The organism is Marinomonas communis (genome assembly GCF_004363305.1).
Taxonomy (GTDB): domain Bacteria; phylum Pseudomonadota; class Gammaproteobacteria; order Pseudomonadales; family Marinomonadaceae; genus Marinomonas; species Marinomonas communis.
Window position 1 is genome coordinate 706,876 of sequence record NZ_SNZA01000001.1, and the last position, 18,522, is coordinate 725,397.

16 protein-coding genes are annotated in these 18,522 nt (G+C 44.6%); 2 read left to right on the forward strand and 14 right to left on the reverse strand.

Annotated elements, in window-relative coordinates:
* Nucleotides 1-69: 69 nt before the first annotated feature.
* From C8D85_RS03385 to gorA, 9 genes are all read right to left on the reverse strand, one after another.
* Nucleotides 70-1,248, reverse strand: a complete 1,179-nt coding sequence (locus C8D85_RS03385; protein WP_133559942.1) for a cytochrome-c peroxidase — start codon at nucleotides 1,246-1,248, stop codon at nucleotides 70-72.
* A 148-nt stretch (nucleotides 1,249-1,396) separates the two neighbouring features.
* Entirely contained in the window at nucleotides 1,397-1,654 is a 258-nt protein-coding gene (minE, locus tag C8D85_RS03390) for a cell division topological specificity factor MinE (RefSeq protein ID WP_133559943.1), read from the reverse strand.
* A 1-nt stretch (nucleotide 1,655) separates the two neighbouring features.
* Nucleotides 1,656-2,465, reverse strand: a complete 810-nt coding sequence (gene minD / locus C8D85_RS03395) for a septum site-determining protein MinD (protein ID WP_133559944.1) — start codon at nucleotides 2,463-2,465, stop codon at nucleotides 1,656-1,658.
* A 45-nt stretch (nucleotides 2,466-2,510) separates the two neighbouring features.
* Nucleotides 2,511-3,239, reverse strand: a complete 729-nt coding sequence (gene minC / locus C8D85_RS03400) for a septum site-determining protein MinC (protein WP_133559945.1) — start codon at nucleotides 3,237-3,239, stop codon at nucleotides 2,511-2,513.
* Between the two features lie 268 nt (nucleotides 3,240-3,507).
* Nucleotides 3,508-7,170: an AAA family ATPase gene (locus tag C8D85_RS03405; RefSeq protein ID WP_133559946.1), complete on the reverse strand. Its 3,663-nt coding sequence runs from the start codon at nucleotides 7,168-7,170 to the stop codon at nucleotides 3,508-3,510.
* Nucleotides 7,167-8,360 (reverse strand): exonuclease SbcCD subunit D C-terminal domain-containing protein, encoded by a 1,194-nt coding sequence (locus tag C8D85_RS03410; protein WP_133559947.1) that lies wholly within the window; start codon nucleotides 8,358-8,360, stop codon nucleotides 7,167-7,169. Before C8D85_RS03410 ends, C8D85_RS03405 begins: the two co-directional genes overlap by 4 nt.
* Complete coding sequence (locus tag C8D85_RS03415; RefSeq protein ID WP_133559948.1) at nucleotides 8,360-9,100, reverse strand: 2Fe-2S iron-sulfur cluster-binding protein; 741 nt, start codon at nucleotides 9,098-9,100, stop codon at nucleotides 8,360-8,362. Before C8D85_RS03415 ends, C8D85_RS03410 begins: the two co-directional genes overlap by 1 nt.
* On the reverse strand, nucleotides 9,097-10,575 hold the full coding sequence (locus tag C8D85_RS03420) for an aminoacyl-histidine dipeptidase (protein ID WP_133559949.1): 1,479 nt from the start codon (nucleotides 10,573-10,575) through the stop codon (nucleotides 9,097-9,099). Before C8D85_RS03420 ends, C8D85_RS03415 begins: the two co-directional genes overlap by 4 nt.
* A gap of 69 nt (nucleotides 10,576-10,644) precedes the next feature.
* Nucleotides 10,645-12,003 (reverse strand): glutathione-disulfide reductase, encoded by a 1,359-nt coding sequence (gorA, locus tag C8D85_RS03425; RefSeq protein ID WP_133559950.1) that lies wholly within the window; start codon nucleotides 12,001-12,003, stop codon nucleotides 10,645-10,647.
* A 168-nt stretch (nucleotides 12,004-12,171) separates the two neighbouring features.
* Here gorA and xthA point away from each other — a divergent pair, with 168 nt between their 5' ends.
* Both xthA and C8D85_RS03435 read left to right on the forward strand, forming a co-directional pair.
* Complete coding sequence (xthA, locus tag C8D85_RS03430) at nucleotides 12,172-12,981, forward strand: exodeoxyribonuclease III (RefSeq protein WP_133559951.1); 810 nt, start codon at nucleotides 12,172-12,174, stop codon at nucleotides 12,979-12,981.
* A 178-nt stretch (nucleotides 12,982-13,159) separates the two neighbouring features.
* The gene (locus tag C8D85_RS03435) at nucleotides 13,160-13,471 is read left to right on the forward strand and encodes an ArsR/SmtB family transcription factor (RefSeq protein WP_133559952.1); all 312 of its coding nucleotides are present in this window, start codon (nucleotides 13,160-13,162) and stop codon (nucleotides 13,469-13,471) included.
* On the opposite strand, the gene C8D85_RS03440 is transcribed toward C8D85_RS03435, so the two are convergent.
* The 5 genes from C8D85_RS03440 to C8D85_RS03460 all read right to left on the reverse strand — a co-directional run bounded on the left by C8D85_RS03440 (nucleotide 13,468) and on the right by C8D85_RS03460 (nucleotide 18,513).
* The gene (locus C8D85_RS03440; protein ID WP_133559953.1) at nucleotides 13,468-14,157 is read right to left on the reverse strand and encodes an alpha/beta fold hydrolase; all 690 of its coding nucleotides are present in this window, start codon (nucleotides 14,155-14,157) and stop codon (nucleotides 13,468-13,470) included. The genes C8D85_RS03435 and C8D85_RS03440 overlap by 4 nt on opposite strands.
* 1 nt (nucleotide 14,158) lies before the next feature.
* Complete coding sequence (locus C8D85_RS03445; RefSeq protein ID WP_133559954.1) at nucleotides 14,159-14,998, reverse strand: DNA ligase; 840 nt, start codon at nucleotides 14,996-14,998, stop codon at nucleotides 14,159-14,161.
* 74 nt (nucleotides 14,999-15,072) lie between these two features.
* The gene (gene htpG, locus C8D85_RS03450; protein ID WP_133559955.1) at nucleotides 15,073-16,992 is read right to left on the reverse strand and encodes a molecular chaperone HtpG; all 1,920 of its coding nucleotides are present in this window, start codon (nucleotides 16,990-16,992) and stop codon (nucleotides 15,073-15,075) included.
* Nucleotides 16,993-17,090: 98 nt separating this feature from the next.
* A complete protein-coding gene (locus C8D85_RS03455; protein ID WP_244936879.1) occupies nucleotides 17,091-17,813 on the reverse strand; it encodes an O-methyltransferase in 723 nt (240 codons plus the stop codon).
* Nucleotides 17,782-18,513, reverse strand: coding sequence for a DUF599 domain-containing protein (locus C8D85_RS03460; RefSeq protein ID WP_133559956.1), 732 nt, complete (start codon nucleotides 18,511-18,513; stop codon nucleotides 17,782-17,784). Before C8D85_RS03460 ends, C8D85_RS03455 begins: the two co-directional genes overlap by 32 nt.
* Nucleotides 18,514-18,522 lie beyond the last annotated feature (9 nt).

Genomic DNA, 18,522 nt, shown 5'->3' on the forward strand with positions numbered 1-18,522 from the left:
TAAAAATGTAAACAATCGGACACAACAAAGCCAGACCTGCTCAGGGAAACAATGTGAAGGATAACGTCATTACTCCGTTAGCAAATACTCGTAACGCTGATCCGTTAATGTTTTAAGGAAAGCCTCTAGGGCATCAACACGACGATTGTCCAAAGGTGGCCCGATCTCTAGGGATTCCAGATCTATGTTTTCAGGCACCTCAGGTGCCTGCCAAGGTAGGCCTGTCTCAGGATTGAGTTTTCTCATCGGATTATTGTAATGATCATAAAACAGGATAACCGTACGCAAATCCTTGAACACACCGTTGTGCATGTATGGCCCTGTAACCGCTACATTACGCAATGACGGCACTTTGAACTTACCCCTTTGAGCTTCTTCGTTGACCAAAGGATTATCAAACACCCCTTCGTCTAGAGTTGCCAAAGCTAAATTCGGGTTTCGAGGCACACCAATATTTCGGTATTCGTAGTTCGTAAACGTTTCTTTCGGATAAAAAGGCGAGCTATTCAGTTGATGACAAGCATTACAGTTTGTGAATTGCTGAGAAAAGAAAAGCGTTCTACCTAACTCCTCTTCAGGCGTAAATCGCTCCTCACCACGCATCACTCGATCGTATTTTGAATCAAACGGCATAAACAACTCCGTCTGCTCAAAGTGAGCAATGGCATCAGTGATAGCATTGAACGCTTTATCTTTCGCGGCAAACACAGATTCGCCATACAACTCTTTGAAAAGACGCTCATAGGCTGGATTTTCCAATACACGATCCACCACTGCAGATTCACTTTCCATCTGCATTTCAACTGGATTGACAAATGGTCCTGCAGCTTGGTCCGCTAGGTTAGACGCCCTACCATCCCAAAACTGCCCGCCTCGATAGTCTCCATTTTTCATTTTATGAAAGATTGGCGACAACGCAGCATAGCCCGCAGTCGGTGCATTGCGCTCCCCATGGGAAGCATCATCACTTCCCAATGATACGGCACCAAAATCCACCGTTTCACGCCCATCAACAAATGCTCTACCAATATCATGACAGCTTGCACAAGATTGGTTGCGATTCTTTGAAAGATTGACATCAAAAAAAAGCTGGCTACCTAGCTGTGCCTTGGGATTATCTAATGGAACAGGCAAATCTGATTTTTTATCAGCGGAGGAAGATTCGATAGCGAGCGTCTCATTACTAGCGCGACAACCAGCTAAAACGAGACTTAGGGCAACAATTAGAAAAGGGGTAAAATACGACATACAACAACCAACATTTCAGGTGACCAAATAATACACCTAGAAAAATTGCTTGAGAATAAATGAGAATCAAAGTCTATAAAGAAAAATGGCCAAAACTCACTAGTTTTGGCCATTTATTCACCTTAAGAAGAGCATTACTTCTGCAACATCAATTCTTCTCAGGAATCGTTACATTTAACTCAAGCACAGAACAGTCATCAGTATTCTCAAGTTGTATTTGAACATCATCACTTTCGATCTGAACATACTTGCGAATAACCGCAATGATTTCCTGCTGCATTTGCTCTAAGTAATCGGGTTGAGTACGGCGACTACGTTCATGGGCAACAATAATCTGAAGTCGATCCTTTGCAACCGATGCAGAGGTTGGCTCACTTTTGCTCTTAAAATAGTCAAAAATTCCCACTTTAACCTCCTAGTAGTCGCTTAAAAAATCCTTTCTTTTGAACATCCGTAAAACGCAGTGGACGCTGCTCACCCAAAAGACGATCTACGGCATCAGAATACGCCTGACCAGCTTCCGCCTGATCATCTAAAATCACTGGTGTACCTTGGTTAGAAGCTTTGAGTACCGCATCAGACTCTGGAATAACTCCCAATAGAGGAATCGCCAAAATCTCTTCCACATCTTCTACACTTAACATCTCGCCTTCTGATACACGCTCTGGGTTGTATCGGGTTAGCAGCAAATGCTCTTCAATCGGTGGCAAACCTTGCTCAGCACGTCGACTTTTGCTTTGAAGAATCCCCAAAATACGATCAGAATCTCGAACCGAAGACACTTCAGGGTTCGTAGTGACAATCGCAACATCGGCGAAGTAAAGTGCCATTTGCGCACCTTTCTCAATACCTGCTGGCGAATCACAAACGATGTAATCAAATTCTTTTGATAATTCTTCTAAAACAGCCTCTACACCTTCCGCTGTTAGCGCGTCTTTATCACGTGTTTGCGAAGCAGGCAGGATAAACAAATCCTTAGTACGCTTATCTTTGATCAAAGCTTGTGTAAGTGTCGCTTCTTTATTGATGACATTAACAAAGTCATAGACCACGCGGCGCTCACAACCCATGATTAAGTCTAAGTTACGTAGACCTACATCAAAGTCAATAATAACAGTTTTGTGTCCTTTCAATGCCAGACCGGTCCCGATCGCAGCACTGGAAGTTGTTTTACCAACCCCACCTTTACCTGAGGTTACGACGATTATTTTAGCCAACTAAATATCCCCCAAAAACGTAATTCTAATAGCCATTGCCCTAACCTATAGTGAGGCGATTTCTAATGTGTCTTCCACTAATAGCACTTGCGCGGCATCTTTCCAAATAATTTTTTGCAGCGCGTCACTAAGCATAAAATTCCCTGCTATAGCGACTAATTCTGCTTCCATGTTTTTACAAAAAATACGGGCTGAACTATCACCTTTCACACCCGCTAGTGCACGCCCCCTCAAAGCGCCGTAAATATGTATATTCCCTTCTGCCAAGACTTCAGCCCCAGCGCTCACCTGAGACAACACCACTAAGTCTCCAGATGCGTATATCTGCTGACCAGAGCGAACAGGTTTCGTAATAACCTTGGTCGGCTGAGACACTTCTCGCTCTTCAATGACTGTCTTAACCACAACCTGCGGATCTTGTGCAGGAGCAGTCGGCTCACTTTTAATATTGATCTGTCGCGAGTTGGCATTCGGCAGCATAGGTAGATCATAATCTAAGCGCCACGTCGGTATCGCCTCTTGGCTGGTTCGCCACCCAATCACGGCTAGCCCCTGACCTCGACAAGAATCTACAAGAGCTGTAAAAAAATCTAAGGTAACAGAAGAAGCGATCTGACTGATGTCGATAATAAGCGGTGCTTGATCAAAAAATTGCGGGACTTGAGCGATTTTATCTTTCAGTCCTTTGATGATCTGATCCAGATTAGATGTTTTTACCTCTAATACCACAGTGGTAACAACACTTCCCTTTAGACGAAAGTCATTATCTGACATTGAGTGATTTTCCTTAGATAAATCAACGCTGTAGCGCTTCATACAATCAAAATTAAATGCAATACGCTATTCTATCAATATAGCGCTAGATTTGAAGTCATTCCCATAAACAAATGTCAAGCCACAACTAAAGCACCATAATAGTACACCTGTGCGCAATTTAAGCCAAAACACTAGATCATTGATTTTATTGAAGTTTTACAACTTATTTACAAGGTTTTGCCACTCTTTCTGGGGAAAAGTCATGCTCACATATTACGCACTAAAGTTATCCACGAAAACAGCCTGCTAGAGTCGAAACACCTAAGCCTGAATGCTTATTTACGTTAAGCTGCACTGGAATCCGCTCTTTTAGGGCTTCCACATGACTTATAACACCGATTGTTTTGCCAGTACTGTTCAGACGATCGAGCGCATCCAACGCAATATCCAATGTTTCACTGTCCAACGTACCAAAACCTTCATCCAGAAAGAGAGAATCGATTGATGTCTTATGGCTTACCAACTCAGACAATGAAACAGCAAGCGCTAAGCTGACCAAAAATGACTCACCACCAGATAAGGTTTTGGTATCACGGGAAATATCCCCTTGCCATCCATCAATAACCTCAAGAAACAACCCTTCACCTTTTTGACGCTTCAGTTGATAACGTCCATGCAATGTCGATAAGTGACGATTAGCCAACCACACTAAATGATCCAATGTGACACTTTGGGCATAACGTCGAAAACGTGCGCCATCAGAAGACCCGATCAACCCGTTCAAATCATCCAACCACTCGAATGCAGCCTTTTCACTTGCGATTCGCTGCAACATGGTTTCACTAGACTGCCGCTTTTGTTGTTCTGACTGAATGCGTTCAGCCAGCTGCCCAAGTTCAACTAAGACTGATTGATAGGCTTTTTTTGCTTCAACAAGCAACTCACTGAGCGCTTGTTCGTCCTCGTACGCTCCTACATCTGGCAGTTTATCATGATTCAATTTATGGAGCTTAAGCTCTTCATTTGTCTGCATCTGCAACGTCTGACACCGTTGAGCAAACATTTCAGCGTCTTTTATTCGGTCAGCTAATGCGTCTTGCTCCATTTGACTCATTAATGTCTGCTGCCACTGCGCTTGGCCATCGAAGCCATGTTCAGTCAAGCGGGTCTGCAAACTAGACTTCAATGCGGCATTATCAGAAACCATTGTTTGAAGTTGGTTATCAGTTTGCGCTAAGCGTGCTGAATGCTCTTTCAAATCAAGTTGATTCGTTGCAACCAGAGAACTTGCCTTGTCTTTTTCTAATCGAGTCTGCTCCACTTGCTCGCTAATGGATGCTCGTTTTTGACTGACAGTCAGGCCCATTAGTCCAGTGGTATATTTTCCATTTAGCTGCTCATAGTGGCGATTCAGCGCCTTAAGCTGCTCCTGCTCACTTTCAAGCTGCGCCTGAATCACGGACGACTGCTGACTGATTTGCTGTAAATGCCAGTCGCTTTCTGAAACAACCTGATTAAGAGATTGCACCTGCTGCTGAGCACGATGCCATGATTCAAGTGAGTGTTCGATGGCTGATATTTGCGGCAGTGATGCAAGCAACGTACTTTCAGCAATTAGAGGCGCTATCTCTTGATACAACCCTTGAACCAATTTTTCGTAATCTGTCGTAACCTCCAGCAACAATGCTTCAAGCTCCGCTTTCTTATCCGTTAGCTGCACTCGTTGCTGTTCGATGTTTTGATTTTGATATTGCTGCTGAGCCAATTCATGATCGATTGCACCCAGTGATTCCAGTAACTGACGATGCTGACGCTCGACCGTTTGATAGTATTTATTAGCATTCTTGTAATGCTGTTGTTTCGCCTGCAATGCTAAGACTTTATCTCTCAAGCTTTCCATGTCGCTAGATACCGCAGCCAAGCCTTCATAGTTATTACAGTGACTTTCGATGGACAACTCTACATCGCTGATCGCTTGATCTAACGCTTCAATCCGACCAGCTAAACGAGCTAACTCAGCATGCTGCGCTTGTTGTGCAGAAGCCATACTCGAATACGATGTCTGGCACTGCTCTAAACGTTGCAATAAAGCTTCATCTTGAGACTGAGGTTCCACAGCAGATAAATCATGCTCCACACTGCCGCATAAAGGACAAGGACAACCTGACTCAAGCAATTGGCGTTCCTTCTCCAAAATGCTAATGCGCTGTTGCAACTGGAGGCGCTGCTCAATATCTTCTATCTGCTGCGTGAGCGCCATTAGTTTTTCTTCATCGGCCGCAAGAGAGGTTTGCACTACACGCTGCTGATCCACAAGCGTCTGACGAGCAATAAGATGGTTTTGCAACTGCTTATCGAGGCTATGGTACTGCTCTGTCGCAGTTAACCATTGTTGAGTCGTGATGACTTCCTGATCTAGCTGCTCTAATTCTTCCAGCCACTGCTCATACGGCTTACCTTGTATCAATCGGTTAATTTCTGCTTTGGCTTCCGCCTCAGAGGCTAACAGTGCTTGCTTACGCTGCTCAGTCTCAAGAAGTGAAGCTGTATTACTCTCCAACTGTTGCGTTAAAGCCTTCTGATCCGCTTCGATTCTGGTCAAGTTTTCATTGAGCGATTGCTGCTGTTGTTGCAAGGATGAAGATCTATGTGACTCTAATCGCCATTTCTCCAATAGCGACAAGGCCTTTTCTCCATCATGCCAACAAGATAGGTAGACATGTTGAGCATTTATATTTTGCTCGGCTTGCTGTTTCTGCTCCAAGTGATGCTTGTATTGCTGCTCAAGTCGCACTTGTTCATCTTGCTTAGTAATATAACGTTGCTGAGCAGAGGCTTTGTCGCGGGCAAGCTGAGTCAACTCTGACTCTATTGGCAACCATGTGGATTCAGCTTCTTGCTCAAATAGCTCCTGCTCGGCCTTCTGCTGCTGCAACATCGCCTGAGACTTTGCTAGCTTTTGCTCTGAATCCGTCAGCTTTACCTGAACACTATCCAAGGCCTGTACGAGGTGATTTTTAGCTTCGTTCAACGCTTGCTCTTTAGCCAAACCTTTTTCAAGAGCGTTAAAATCAGGCTCGATCTTTTGAGCCAAAACAGCTTGGGCTAAACGCTCTTTTTCTGGCGCCAGCACGATAAGTTGCTCATCAGCCTGCTCAACATCTAACTTTTGCTGAGCTAATTTCTGTTCTAGGCGTGAACATTCTCGATACCAGTCACTGACCTGCTCCAGATTAACCACATTACCTTGCAGTAATCCTTCCTGCTCCGCTATTGATTGCTTTTGCTGCTGTAATGCGATCCATTCGCTTTCATCCATCAGTTTATGACTTGCTTGGACAGCCTCTAGCTCTTTAATCTTAGCTTTCTGATTTCGATGTTTGTCAAACACGCGTCGAGAAATGTCCGCATATACCTCTGTCCCCGTTAGCTCTTCTAGTAACTCCGCGCGCTCATCAGTTTTGGCGTTAAGAAACGCTGCAAAACCACCTTGAGCTAACATCATTGAGCGGGTAAAACGCGCAAAGTCCAAACCAGTGATATCTGATATTTGGCTGAGCTTGTGAGCAATCTTATCCGCTAGAACTGTGCCATCGGCCAATGACAGACTGCATTGAACAGGTTGCAGATTTCCATCAGCCTTGTTTCGGGCACGTTTCTGCTCCCAACTCGCTACGTAACGCTTACCTTTCACTTCAAACACCACTTCCGCCGAACAGAAGCCAGTATGACGAGTCATCACATCGTTTGCTGATTGAGAAATATTCACTCGAGGTGTTTGGTGGTAAAGCGCCAAACATATGGCATCCAATAATGTGGATTTCCCCGCACCAGTGGGCCCTGTAATCGCAAAAATGCCTGCATCTTTGAAAGGCTCGGACTCGAAGTCAATAAACCACTTTCCCTTCAAAGAGTTGAGGTTCTCAAATCGTAACGAACAGATCTTCATGCCTTGTCCTCATGCTCATTGATGATTTGGCTAAACAAACTTTTCAATGTGCTCGCTCGACTTAACTCAACGTCTTTTTCCGTAAGCAAACGCTCAAACACCTCCATTGGAGTAATGTCTTCAAGGGTCGCAGTTTCACCGTCACCATCGAACAATGTGGCCGCTTTACGAGTCCGCTGCACTTTGACGATATCTATCGAACGACCATCACAGAGCTCCGCTAGCTTTTCCTGAAATGGCCCCAAATTGATGTCTTCGTTAACCGTGATATCCAGCCAAACGGAAAGGCTCTCAGTATCTTCCAACGCTTCAATTTGCTTTAGCAGATCGGATCGATTACCAGACATTTGTATAAGCTTTCTAAATACCGGAATGGCAATTCGCTCAACACTGTTCAAATGCGTATCGTAGATGCAAACAGATTTTGGGCTGTTTGCCTCATCAAAACTCATCGGCATTGGAGAACCGGAATACCGCCAGTTGGAGTTTCCTCCAACGGGCATAGGTTTATGAATATGACCAAGCGCTAAATAATCAAAAGCTGGCAACAAGCTTGGTGAAAGCGATTCCAAGCTGCCAACGTAGATATCACGAACCGATTCGGTCTTTTCGCCTCCTACCATGGTTAAGTGGCCCGTTCCAATAATGGGGACCTCATCATGCATAGATTTGGCCAAATCATATTGCTGCTGGTAGTACTGCTGTATTTGATCCGCTAATTGAAGGCTTTTATCTGTGCCCGACTGCCCGGCTTCGTAACGAACCATATCGCGAGCCCGCAGGAATGGGATGGCACATACCAAAGCGCTCACATTCCCAGAACCATCTTTTAATTCTATGATGGCTTCAGAGCCATTTTGCCAAGCGGGCTGCGTCACCACATAAGCATCTAACGTCGCCAATAGATTTTTACTTTCATTGAGCACACTCACAGAATCATGATTACCAGCGACCACGATTAGCACACATTTTAAGGCATGCAGCCGCAACACACATTCATGGTACAGCTCACGGGCGTAACTCGGTGGAGTGGATGTATCGAAGATGTCTCCCGCAATAATAACGGCTTCTATGTCATGCTCCGTGACAGTGTTTGCCAACCAATCGATAAACAAGCAGTGTTCTTCCAGTCGGCTTTTGCCCATGAAACTTTGGCCTAAATGCCAATCTGAAGTATGTAGAATTTTCATTAATTTGAATGTGTCATAAAGGTGAAGTCTGCAACACGGCAGCGACTCGCCGCTAACCAGTCTTCTAGGGAGTCTTGTGAAACAGGCTGATCGTTAAGAATTAAAGCCTTATCGAAACGTTGAAATGCTAATGTCTTAGAAGGTAATGAAAGGTCAATGGCCTCAAGCATTGGAGAGTGGCTAACGCCATATTGTTGTAGCGCATCAGCAAAGTTCTGCGCTAGAGCTCGATTGTTCGCAGAATACAACAGCAAGTGAGTCGCGGATATATCGATCGTCGCCCGCTGTGCGCCTTGTTCAATCAACAACTCTGACAGACGCTCTTGAAATGCTAACGGAAAATAAAAAGCAAGCGCTTCGCCTGCGGTGCTACAACACACAGAACGACCAATATGATCGCCAAGCTGCCATCGAAACACAGCCCCCAAGGGAAGACTAACAGGGCAATGCGCTTTTACTTTACCCCAATGATCAGATAAAACTTCACAGGAAACATTCTCTAGTGCAATGGTAAATCGCTGGCTTGGCTTTGATGATAAAGACATGTCACTTCGAACCGTCTGCTGGCAGCTCAAGATAGGATCACCAACTACTGGGTATAATCGACAGCTGCCGCAAGCACCAGCAAGGCAACTATGAGAAACCATTGCCCCGCGCTGTAACAATGCAGATAACAAGTTCTCCTCTTCGGGCACAATGTACTCATGCCCGTCTAGGTTAATGCGACAGCCTCTACTCATGCGGCATCAGTTTTCGGGGTCTTAGCTAATAACGCAACCAATATCTCCCAGAACTCGCCCACTGAGCTGATTTCCATTCGCTCAGATGGAGAATGCGCGCCACGTATGTTTGGACCAAAGGACACCATTTCCATACCAGGGTACTTGGCACCGATAATGCCACATTCCAGTCCAGCGTGAATCACTTTAACGGTTGGCGTAAAGCCCATGACTTCCTGATGAACTGCATCAAATTGCTTCAGCAAAGTAGACTCCGGCTCTGGCTTCCAGCCTGGGTAGCCATTTTCCAACAATACTTCACAGCCGATCAGAGCAAACGGCGCTTTCGCAACATTTGCCAAGTATTCAGTCTGACTGTCTACTAAAGAACGAACTAATAAACATCCAGAAAAACTCATAGAGTCATTTTCTTCATGCAAACGAATCACTCCAAAGTTACAGGAGGTTTCGACAACCCCTTGTAGTGTTGGCGACATACGATGAACGCCATTTGGAGCACATAACATTGCTTGAATCAAATGATTCTGTACAGAAGCCGGCAAGTGCGCCGCCGTGTTTGACTGCTGCAGGGAAATAGCCAGATTTGGATCCGTGTCTGCAAACTCAGTCTGAATGATTTGAGCTTGCTCAGAAAACCAAGTCTGCAACTTGCTACTATCGGAAGATTGCACCTGTAGCACAGCAAATGCATCTCGTGCGATGGCATTACGAAGGGTGCCGCCATTTAGCTCTGATAAGCCGAAATCCAGCTCTGCTCCAAGACTATTCAACAAACGCACTAGCAAAACATTGGCATTCGCCAAACCCTTATTGATATCTAAACCAGAGTGACCACCTTTTAGACCAGAGATGGTGACTTTAAATGCCGTATCAAATTGATGATTCACTTCTGAAGCGAAACGATGGCTGACGTTAATATCGATCCCACCGGCACAACCGATGTATACGTCGCCACGATCCTCTGAATCCAAGTTAAGCATTCGCTTACCTTTTAGAATGCCCTCTTCTAATTGCGCTGCACCACGTAAACTGGTTTCTTCTTCAATGGTAAAAACGGCTTCTATTGGTCCATGGGCAATTTCTTGGCTTTCTAGTACAGCCAAGATAGCTGCCACACCGATGCCATTGTCAGCGCCTAATGTTGTGCCCTTAGCGTGGACCCAACCCTCTTTTTCGTAGGTATGTATAGGATCCGTTTCGAAGTTATGATTAGAGTCTGATTCTTTCTGCGCCACCATATCCAGATGCCCTTGAAGTACCACTGTTTCGCGGTCTTCCATGCCAACTGTTGCGGCTTTATAAATAATCAAATTTCCAGCAGTGTCGATGTAAGGTTTTAAACCAAGCGTTTGCGCCCAGTTAAATAAATAATCGCGTAATGCCTTCTCATGAAAGGATGGACGTGGAATATCACACAGTACACGAAATTGTCGCCATACCGCTTGTGGCGCTAAAGACTCCAACCATTGATTCATACTTCTACTTCTCCAAATAAATAAGCCGCTTAATAGAGCATTAAGCGGCTTATAGACTTTATGTTTTACTTATCGTTTTTTCAACGATCCAGCCGAAAAGGTAACAAACTCTTCTGCACTGGTTGGATGAACGCCGACGGTGCTGTCAAAATGCGCTTTGGTGGCACCTGCCTTAATAGCAATGCCTAAGCCTTGAATAATTTCGCCTGCATAATCACCGACCATATGCGCACCTAGAACTTTATCCGTGCTGCGATCAACCACAAGCTTCATAAAGGTCCGCTCTTGAGCACCCGAAAGCGTGTGTTTCATTGCACGAAAATCCGTCTGGTAAACATCAATATCGTAACCCCTCTTATCCGCTTCCTGTTCAGATAAACCTACAGTGCCAATAGGAGGCTGAGAGAAGACTGCCGTCGGGATATTATCGTAATCAAAATTTGGCTCAATCCCATCAAACCAATATCCAATCAACGCCATCGCTTCTTTAATCGCAACAGGCGTAAGTTGAACCCGATCCGTTACATCCCCAATGGCATACACAGAATTCACTGAGCTTTGGTAACGATCATTAACAATGATGGCACCATTTTTGGCTGTTTCTATCCCCACTGCGTCTAAGTTTAACGAGCTTGTATTGGGAACACGTCCTGTTGCATAAAGCACTTCATCAAACATCAGGATACGGCCGTCTTTTAGAGTCACCTGTTTCTGGCCATCTTTTGCTTCAATCTTTTCAACATCACTGTTTAATTCAACATTCACACCTGCTCGAGCGTATTCATTTGAAGCAAAGTCACGAACATCTTCATCGAAGCCACGCAACAATTTGTCACCACGATACATCAGCGTTGTTTCAACGCCTAAACCATTACAGATACCAGCAAACTCAACCGCAATATAGCCGCCGCCCACCACTAAAATGGACTTTGGCAGTTTTTCTAGGAAAAACATGTCATCGGAAACAAGAACAAGGTCATTGCCAGAAAACTCAGGCACAAATGGCTTCGCACCCACAGCAATCAAAATTCGTTCAGCTGTTATCAGCTCTTCTCCGACTTTGACGGTATGCGCATCGACAAGCTCACCATAACCCTGATGAATCGTTACGCCAGGATTTTCCAGCAAATTTTTATAAATCCCATTCAGGCGCTCGATCTCTTTGGTTTTGTTATCACGCAAGGTTGCCCAATCGAAAGTAGGCTTCTCAAAGCTCCAACCATAGCCTTTTGCCTGCTCTGTAACATGGCTAAATTCTGAACCATAAACGAATAATTTCTTCGGAACACAGCCAATGTTGACACAAGTACCACCCAAGGCTTGAGCTTCTGCAACGCCCACTTTAAAGCCTTTAGAAGCCGCCACGCGACTCGCACGCACACCACCAGAACCGGCACCAATCACAAATAAGTCGTACTGATATTCCATTTTAAAAACCTTTGTCAGGAAACGTATTCTTAAACAATTGGGTTAAAGCCACCTATTTCAATGGCCACACGCCTATCAACACCTATGCAAGAGAAAGATATTATTGTCAATACGACTTTTATCTGTAACTATTCCAAAAATTAATGTTTTGGTCAGGAATGAATTATCATGAAAGTAGTATCCTTCAACATCAACGGATTGCGCGCTCGCCCGCATCAGATTGAGGCGCTCATAGCCACACAGCAGCCAGATATCATTGGTTTGCAAGAAATCAAAGTTCATGATGAAGCATTTCCCCACGAAATTCCTGAATCCGTTGGCTACCATGCGTATCACTTTGGTCAAAAGTCGCACTACGGCGTCGCTATTTTTAGTAAGCAGGCTGCAACAAAAGTGGAATATGGATTCCCTACTGATGATGAAGACGCTCAACGCCGTATGATCATCGCCACTTTTGACACAGAGTCTGGGCCTTTAAAAGTGATCAATGGCTATTTCCCTCAGGGTGAAAATAGAGATCACGAGACGAAGTTCCCAGCGAAGCGAAAGTTCTACCAAGACCTTATGAATTATCTGGCGCAACACTCTGCAGATGAGCAGATCGTTGTCATGGGGGACTTTAATATTTCGGCACAAGATCTAGATATTGGTATTGGCGAGCAAAATGCGAAGCGTTGGTTGAGAACGGGAAAATGTAGCTTTTTGCCAGAAGAACGAGAGTGGTTTGACAAGCTGCTAGATTGGGGACTTGTCGACACCTACCGTCATCAAAACCCAACCGACAACTCGTTGTTTAGTTGGTTTGATTACCGTTCAAAAGGCTTTGATGACACGCCAAAGAGAGGCCTACGCATTGATGGTGTACTAGCAACAGAGCCGTTGATGGAGCGACTTGTAGCAACAGGCATCGACTATCAAATACGCGGTTTAGAAAAGCCATCCGACCACGCACCAATTTGGGCTGAATTTTCGCTTTAAAGGTTATTTTTTAACCACACCTTATGGAACAAGATGAAGACTATTCTGGTTTGATTTTTACGTTCAATACCCCCAGTCTTATCCACAGTGGATGTGGATTATTTATTTTAGAATGAGTATTTGTTATAAAACCAATACTCATTCGCATCTATCCCTATAACAACAGAACGAACACACCATGCAACAGACTGAAATTGAAATTAAAGACATGCTTGCGCGTGCCAGTGAAGCGTCGGTTTTCCTGAAAGCACTCAGTAATGAAAACCGTCTCATTATTCTATGTAACCTGTTACAAGACGAACTATCGGTAGGTGCCTTAAATGAGCGTGTTTTGCTTAGCCAATCAGCGCTATCGCAACACCTTGCTGTATTACGTAAAGATGGCCTAGTCACAACTCGACGAGACTCTCAAACGATCTTTTACTCGATTGCAGACCCGAGAGTAAAAGAATTAATCCAAACCCTTCACGATCTTTTCTGCGCGGACTAACAAAAGAACCCATTGATTTTGTTGGCCACCCACTTTGGCTGCTCAAGCGGAAGCATATGTCCGCTTTGAGCCACCACATTGACATCTACCTGCTTCAATTCAGACAGCTGCTTAAGCCGTTCTCCCGTGACAAATTGATCCGCTAAACCTGCCAACACCAGCCATTTAGCCTGTGACATTGAAATCGCTTCAAAATTATCTCGACGTTCGAGTGTTGCCTTTAGCTGAGCGATCAGTACTTCCTCCCCTAAAGCACTGTCCATGGCGATGATTGTGTCCAACAGTTCATCTTGGTTTGGGTGTTCAGACCAAAGCATTTGCCTGGCCTTCTTCATTGGCAATCCGTTGTAGCCCACTTTTAGCACCCAATCTAACGCTTGCTGGCGCTGTGCCTTTTCCACGTCAGGAAGACGGTTCCCCACATTAGACATCAGCATCGCAGACTTAATTCTATTAGGCTCAACTCTGGCGATCTCTGTTAGCAAATACCCCCCTAATGAAAAGCCGATTAAGTGCGATGACTCAGGAGGAAGAATTCTTAATACTCCCTCCACCATTTTCTCTAGGGTCTCTTCTACAGGCAGAACAATCGGATGAAGCCGTATAGAGGAGTGAAGTAGTGGCTTAATCCACTGCCAAAGCCTCTCATCGCACATAGTGCCAGGCAAACAATAAACATCAGTCATACTATTGAGGGACTCTAAATTCAAAAGGACCTTGTCTTATCCGCTGGTAGCTTGCAAAACGAGGCAAGCCCGTGGACGTAAGACCTTGGTAACGAAACGTAATAAATACACCTATTTCTGGTGGCTGTGCACGCTCTTGATCTGAAAAGCCAGTACCAATTTTAAAACGTTTGCCATCGGCTAACTCAACCAACAGTGCACCGAGCTGACCAGAATATTTCCCCTGCCCTGGCACATGGTCAACCACTTTGGCTTCTGCATCTTGGTACTTTTTCACTTTCAGCAGTGCATCAGATCGCCCTGAACGAAAAAGCGCTGTTTTCCTATGCAACATAAGACCTTCAGCCCCTAACGCCACCATAGCGTCCAACTGGTCGTAGAGTTGCTCAGCTGAATCAACAGTGAATTGATCGACTGCTTGAATATAAGCGCTATCTGAATCGCTCACCAATGCTTGATAACGTTTTACCCTTTGTTCAAACGTTGAGAAATTATCTGGCGCATCAAACACCATGTAGCGGATCTCTCGCCATTGCTCATGATTTGGAATGGTATCTAGCACTGTATTTTGAACCGCGCCAAATTGATTTCTTCCCGCCCACAATTCGCCGTCTAACCAAACTTTTGGCCAACCTGACACAAACCAGTCGGGGGGATTAAGCTTTTGCCCTTGACGAGTTCGTAAAGCTTCGCCATCCCAGATACCCCGTATACCATCCAGTTTTTCACTCACTAGATAGTCTTGTACATTCTCACCATCATATCGGGTTGCAAGCTGCACTTCCTGAGCATTAGCCGACGTAAAAAACGCAAATAACCACGTAGCGACACACAATTTCATAAGACCTCCTTGTCTTGTTACAGTGCCCAAAAAAAAGCCCAAGCATTAAGCTTGGGCTTTCTGAACAGACCTGATTAGTTCGACATTTGAACAATCAGTTTATTCATACGAGAAACAAACGTCGCGGGGTCATCCAATTGACCGCCTTCTGCTAGCGTTGCTTGTTCGTATAGAAGCCAAGCCATGTCTGCAAAGCGATCTTCATCTGACTCTGCATCCATTTTTTGAACAATTGGGTGATCAGGGTTCACTTCCAATGATGGCTTAGATTCTGGCAGCTGTTGACCTGCTTGCTCCAATAAACGACGCATCTGTAGACCCATGTCAAACTCTCCTACCACTAGACATGCTGGTGAGTTTGTTAAACGGTCTGTGCTGTTCACTGATGTTACTTTTTCTTCCAGAACAGACTTCATACGATCTAGCAATGGCTTGATTTGCTCAGCCTTCTGCTCTTTCTCTTTTTTCTGCTCTTCAGATTCTTCTACTTCAATGTCTAGCTTGCCTTTGGTCACGTCTTGGAAAGACTTACCATCGAACTCACGCAGTGAAGACATCATCCATTCGTCGATGCGATCACTTAGCAGCAATACTTCATAGCCTTTCTTACGAAGCACTTCTAGATGCGGGCTGTTTTTCGCTGTGTTGTGATTCTCAGCGTAGATGTAGTAGATCTTGTCTTGGCCTTCTGCCATACGCTCTACATAGTCTTTTAGAGACTCAGTTTGCGCAGCATTGTCTGTATGCGTTGTACTAAAGCGTAATAGCTCAGCAATCTTATCTTTGTTACCAAAATCATCTGCTGGACCTTCTTTAAGCACGTTACCGAACTCATCCCAGAACTTCTGGTATGTTTCTGCATCGTTTTTCGCCATTTTCGAAAGCATGTCTAGCACACGTTTAGTCAATGCAGAACGCATCGAGTCAACCGCGTTATCGTTTTGAAGAATCTCACGGGATACGTTCAAAGACAGATCATTTGAGTCGATCACACCTTTTACGAAACGCATGTATGGAGGCAGGAAGGCTTCCGCATCATCCATAATGAATACGCGCTGAACGTATAGCTTCAAACCACGCAACATATCGCGGTTCCAGAGGTCTTGCGGCGCTTTGGCAGGAATGTAAAGTAGGCTTGTGTATTCAAGCTTACCTTCAACCTTGTTGTGCGACCATTTTAGTGGCTCTTGGTAATCGTGAGATACGTGCTTGTAGAATTCTTTGTATTCTTCGTCGCTTACTTCGTTACGAGGACGCGTCCAAAGCGCCTTAGCAGAGTTAACCGCTTCCCACGTAGGTTCCGCATCACTGACTTCTTTAACGTTGCCTTCTTCATCGTACTCAGGCATTGGTACTTTAAGCATTTCAACAGGAATCGAAATGTGGTCAGAGTATTTTGAAACAAGTGAACGTAAGCGCCAGTTGTCAGCAAATTCTTTGCCATCTTCTTTTAGGTGTAAGGTGATACTGGTACCACGAGATGTTTTGTCGATCGCTTCGATCGTAAATTCGCCAGTACCTTCTGATTCCCAGCGAACCGCTTCATCGCTGCCAGCACGGCGTGTTTCAACGGTTACTTTATCCGCTACGATAAACGCAGAGTAAAAGCCCACACCGAATTGACCAATCAGTTGGCTGTCTTTCTTCTGATCACCACTTAGCTGTTCAAGGAACTGAGCGGTGCCTGATTTTGCAATAGTACCTAGGTTTGAGATCGCTTCATCGCGGCTCATACCAATACCGTTGTCATCGATAGTGATCGTGCCAGCATCTGCGTCAAAGCCAATGCGTACACGTAGATTTGGATCGTCTGACAATAGATCTGCGTTAGATACTGCCTCGAAACGTAGTTTGTCTACAGCGTCTGATGCGTTAGAGATCAACTCGCGTAGAAAGATTTCTTTGTTTGAATACAAAGAGTGGATCATTAAATGAAGCAGTTGTTTTACTTCAGTTTGAAATCCTAAGGTTTCTTTTTGAGTTTCAGTTGTCATGTTTCTCCATGCTCCTTCGTTACAACACACGCGCAAACGCGCTTAACTTTATGATGTTTAACGATATGGAGGCATGGAAAAATAATTCAAGGCAAAAATTAGCGTTTATGAATAATTGTAAAACCATCGCCGATAGGAAGCAGGCTAGAATCGACTTCTTGGTCTTGATGTACGCGGTCATTTAATTCACGTACGATGCGCGTATCTTTGTCATCAAATGACTCGTCCGCTACATTGCCCCACCATAGGGTATTATCAATCACCATACAGCCACCTTGGCGTAGCAACTGTTTCCCCATGTCGTAGTAAGCCAGTAAATTGGCTTTGTCGGCATCAACAAAGATAAAGTCAAAAGTACCCTTTTGGTCTTTTAACAATTCTTCCATGGACGCTTTTGCGTCACAGCAGCGAGTTTCCACTTGTTCAGAGAGACCTGCCATTTCGATGTGCTTATTCGCAATATCGAGCCACATTTGTTTTTTATCAAATGCCAGAAGTTTTGCATCTTTCGCAAGTTTTAACCCCATCGAAATGGTGCTATAACCCGTAAACACACCCACTTCTAGAACCTTTTTAGGGTTCTGCATAGCAATGAGCAGGCCTAAAAACTGGCCAACTTCAGGAGAAAGCGCCATTCGCGCCATATGATATTGAGCCGTCTCGCGGCGCAGTGACTCAAGCACTTCATGCTCATTAACAGAGTGGTTGATCAAATAACTGTATAAGCGATCATCCACCTTCACCGTGCGATTTATCGGTGGATTATCATCTGACACTTGTTTTGGAAAATTAGGAAGCATGGGATTTAATGACGAGTCCACGACTTAAGGTTTTAAAGGTTTTAGAACGAAATTCTCGGCGATACAAAACAGCGACGACCATAAGGCTTGTGGCCATACAGAAATAAGGTCCTAAGAACCAAGCGGAGAAAGCCATAGCAAAGTAATAAGCTCTTAAACCATAGTTAAATTGGTTAGCAGCTAAGCTACATACTTTTGCCATGTGCATGGCGTACAACTCGCGCTCACTTTCCTCAATGCCTCGCTCGGTTGCTAATGGCGCACTGCCCACCAAGACTGAACAGAAGTTGTATTGACGCACTGACCAGGTGAACGTGAAAAACGCATAGACAAATATCAGAACCAAAACGATGATTTTCAGTTCCCATTCTGTTTGGCTCATGGGTTCCAGAAAATAGAAGTCATTAATAATGCCCATTGCCTGTTCAGAATAACTAAAGGCTGTAAAAAGGCCTGCGATAATTAACAAACTACTGGAAGCAAAAAACAAACTACTGCGTTCAAGGTTAGCCATAACTGAGGCATCGGCGATCCGATTATCTCGTCTTAATAGTCGAGACATCCAGGCCAGACGGAATTGATGCAGCACGCTCACCAAGCAGGTGCGACGCTTAGAGTTGTAGAGAGCATAAAATGCATACCCCCACCAGCAGCCAAAAAAAACAATTAAAGTAATGATATTGATCGGTTCAAACAGCTGAGCAAGTGAATGCGGTTCCATGATGCTTAG

Coding starts and splice junctions, on each gene's coding strand:
- C8D85_RS03385 (WP_133559942.1), bottom strand. CDS start 1,248: ATGTCGTATTTTACCCCTTTTCTAATTGTTGCCCTAAGTCTCGTTTTA.
- minC (WP_133559945.1), bottom strand. CDS start 3,239: ATGTCAGATAATGACTTTCGTCTAAAGGGAAGTGTTGTTACCACTGTG.
- C8D85_RS03405 (WP_133559946.1), bottom strand. CDS start 7,170: ATGAAGATCTGTTCGTTACGATTTGAGAACCTCAACTCTTTGAAGGGA.
- C8D85_RS03410 (WP_133559947.1), bottom strand. CDS start 8,360: ATGAAAATTCTACATACTTCAGATTGGCATTTAGGCCAAAGTTTCATG.
- C8D85_RS03415 (WP_133559948.1), bottom strand. CDS start 9,100: ATGAGTAGAGGCTGTCGCATTAACCTAGACGGGCATGAGTACATTGTG.
- C8D85_RS03420 (WP_133559949.1), bottom strand. CDS start 10,575: ATGAATCAATGGTTGGAGTCTTTAGCGCCACAAGCGGTATGGCGACAA.
- gorA (WP_133559950.1), bottom strand. CDS start 12,003: ATGGAATATCAGTACGACTTATTTGTGATTGGTGCCGGTTCTGGTGGT.
- xthA (WP_133559951.1), top strand. CDS start 12,172: ATGAAAGTAGTATCCTTCAACATCAACGGATTGCGCGCTCGCCCGCAT.
- C8D85_RS03435 (WP_133559952.1), top strand. CDS start 13,160: ATGCAACAGACTGAAATTGAAATTAAAGACATGCTTGCGCGTGCCAGT.
- C8D85_RS03440 (WP_133559953.1), bottom strand. CDS start 14,157: ATGACTGATGTTTATTGTTTGCCTGGCACTATGTGCGATGAGAGGCTT.
- C8D85_RS03445 (WP_133559954.1), bottom strand. CDS start 14,998: ATGAAATTGTGTGTCGCTACGTGGTTATTTGCGTTTTTTACGTCGGCT.
- htpG (WP_133559955.1), bottom strand. CDS start 16,992: ATGACAACTGAAACTCAAAAAGAAACCTTAGGATTTCAAACTGAAGTA.
- C8D85_RS03460 (WP_133559956.1), bottom strand. CDS start 18,513: ATGGAACCGCATTCACTTGCTCAGCTGTTTGAACCGATCAATATCATT.